Below are 2,324 nucleotides of genomic sequence, written 5' to 3'. Positions count from 1 at the left end.
GCGGCGCGGTCATCGGCCGGCGGCAGGGCCAGCACGCTCAGGTGGCTGCCGGAGCCGAACCCGGTGACGGCCTCCACCGCGCACACGCGGCGCATCGGGTCCCGCATGCGGCCCAGGTTGGTGACCGACCAGGGCGTCTGCCGGCCGAACGCGGCGCGGTACGCATCGGACGTGAAGGCCGCGAGCGACTGCGTGCGGTACAGGCCCAGGTACTTGCGGCCGCCCTGCCGTGACACGTAGCGGGCGCCGGAGAGAAAACCGTCGATGCGCACGCGCTCTTCGACATGCTCGCGGTCATACCACTGGTTGAAGTCCGCCTCGTCGGCGGCATCGACATCGGCGGCCACGAAGAGCATGCCGTGCACGGTGCCGGGGGCGGCGGAGGGAAGGTTCTGGGAAGCCATGGGCACTTGCGATTCCTTGCAAAAAGACCAGGGAATCATCGGCCGCGCATCGGCGTGCCACAAACGGGTTTTTTTGCCCTGCGGCTATCAGAATTACTTGTCGGGTCAGATGCTTTTTCTGCACCAAATCAGGGTTCACCCTCTGTGCCGGGCGTCCGGAATGGTGCGGACAGCGAGGCAGCGAAGCGCTCGGATTCGCTGCACGCCAGCTCGGCCGCGCGGCGGATGGCGGCCGAGCCGCTGGCGTCCAGATGGCTCACCACGATGCGCTGGGGCGGCAGGGGCGTATCGCACGCGATCACGCGCAGGTCGCCGCGCTCGATCTCCTCGCGCACGGGTGGCAGTGGGATCAGCGCGTTGCCGAACCCCGACTGCACCAGCCGCACGATCGCCGCCATCGAACTCACGCAATGCACCTTGCCCACGGGCATGCTGGCCTGCCGGTACAGCTGCTTGAGCGCCTGGTGGGGCTGCGATCCCGGGCTCATGGTCAGCACCGGCTGCAGCAGCAGGTGGGCGATGCGGCCTTCGTCGGGCTGGGGCGCGGAGGCGCCGGCGCCCACCCAGCCCATGGCCATCGGCGGGCAGGCCATGTTGACGATCTCGGCGCTGGCCATGGGGTCGGTCTGCAGCGCGATGTCGATCGCGCCGATCTGCAGGCGCTCGTGCAGGGCGAGGGTGGTTTCCGAGGTCAGCTGCACTTCGATGCCCGGGTGCAGGCGCTGCAGCGTGCCCAGGAAGTCCACCAGCCAGGTGTGCACCACGCTCTCGATCGCGCCGATGCGCACCAGGCCCAGAAGCTCCTGCTGCGGGTGCCCGAGCGCGATCATCTCGCGCTGCAGCTCCAGCATGCGCTCGCCATAGTCCAGCAGCCGCAGGCCCACGGGCGTGAGCCGCAGGTCGCGCGGGTCGCGCTCGAACACGCGGGCGCCGATCTCTTCCTCCAGCGAGGCGATGCGGTTGGAGATGGCCGCCTGCGTCACATGCAGCCGCTCGGCCGCGGCGCGGAAGCTCCCGAGCCGCGCGATCCAGAGAAAGGCTTCGACGAAGCGGGTGTTCATCGCGCAGGGTGCGGCGGTGGCGGGTGCCTCAGCCCGCGCGCAGGCAGGCCTCGATGGCGCGGCCCACCTGCAGCACGCGCGCATCGGCGCCGTGCACGCCGCCCACGGACAGGCCCACGGGCAGTTCGCCGGGCGCCTGGCAGGGAAGGGAGAGCGCGCAGCCATCCAGGAAATTGAGCACCGTCGTGTTGCGCAGCACCAGCCCGTTGGTGGCGAAGAACCGGGCATCGTCGCCGGTGAGGTCCGCCAGGCGCGGCGTGCGCACGGCCACGGTCGGCATCAGCCAGGCGTCGAGGTCGCGCAGGCGCTCCCGGGCGGTGGCTTGCAGGCGCAGCCGCGCGTCCTGCAGGTCGATGTAGTCGGCCGCGGAAATCGCGGCGCCGCGGCGGGTGCGCTGGGCGACGCGGTGGTCGTACTGCGCCTCTTGGGCCGGGTCTTCCAGCCGCGCGCGGTGCACCTGCCAGGCCTCGGCGGCGATCAGCCCGCCCGCGGCGTTGAGCGAGGGCAGCTGGTGCAGTTCGGTGAAGCCGAAGCGCACGATGCGTGCGCCGGCGGCGGACAGGCGCTGGAGCGCGCCGTCGAAGGCGGCCGCCACCTCGGGCTCGACGCCGTCCATGACGAAGTCGTCCGTCACCCCCAGGCGCAGCCCGGCCAGCGGCGCGGCGCGGGTGTCGAGCGCCTCGCCGCTCAGGATGGCATCGACGAGGGCGCAGCAGTCCACGCTGCGTGCCAGCGGGCCGGCCGAGTCCAGGCTGCGCGACAGCGGGTAGGCCCCGGCCAGCGGCACCCGGCGGGCGGTGGGCTTGAAGCCCGTGAGCCCGCAGAACGCGGACGGAATGCGGATCGAGCCGCCCGTGTC

General features: G+C 71.7%; 2 protein-coding genes and 1 pseudogene. All 3 read right to left on the bottom strand.

Annotation, left to right across the window (positions count from 1 at the left end; genetic code table 11):
• Positions 1-404, bottom strand: a pseudogene (locus AC27IQ_RS22760) (hypothetical protein); the annotation flags it as partial.
• A gap of 128 nt (positions 405-532) precedes the next feature.
• Complete coding sequence (locus AC27IQ_RS22755) at positions 533-1,465, bottom strand: LysR family transcriptional regulator (protein WP_284405289.1); 933 nt, start codon at positions 1,463-1,465, stop codon at positions 533-535.
• Between the two features lie 28 nt (positions 1,466-1,493).
• On the bottom strand, positions 1,494-2,324 hold an 831-nt coding region (locus tag AC27IQ_RS22750; RefSeq protein ID WP_487090894.1), incomplete at its 5' end, for an amidase family protein.

The sequence above is a fragment of the Acidovorax sp. KPB24-07 genome (assembly GCF_057543315.1).
This window is presented reverse-complemented; position numbering and strand designations above follow the sequence as displayed.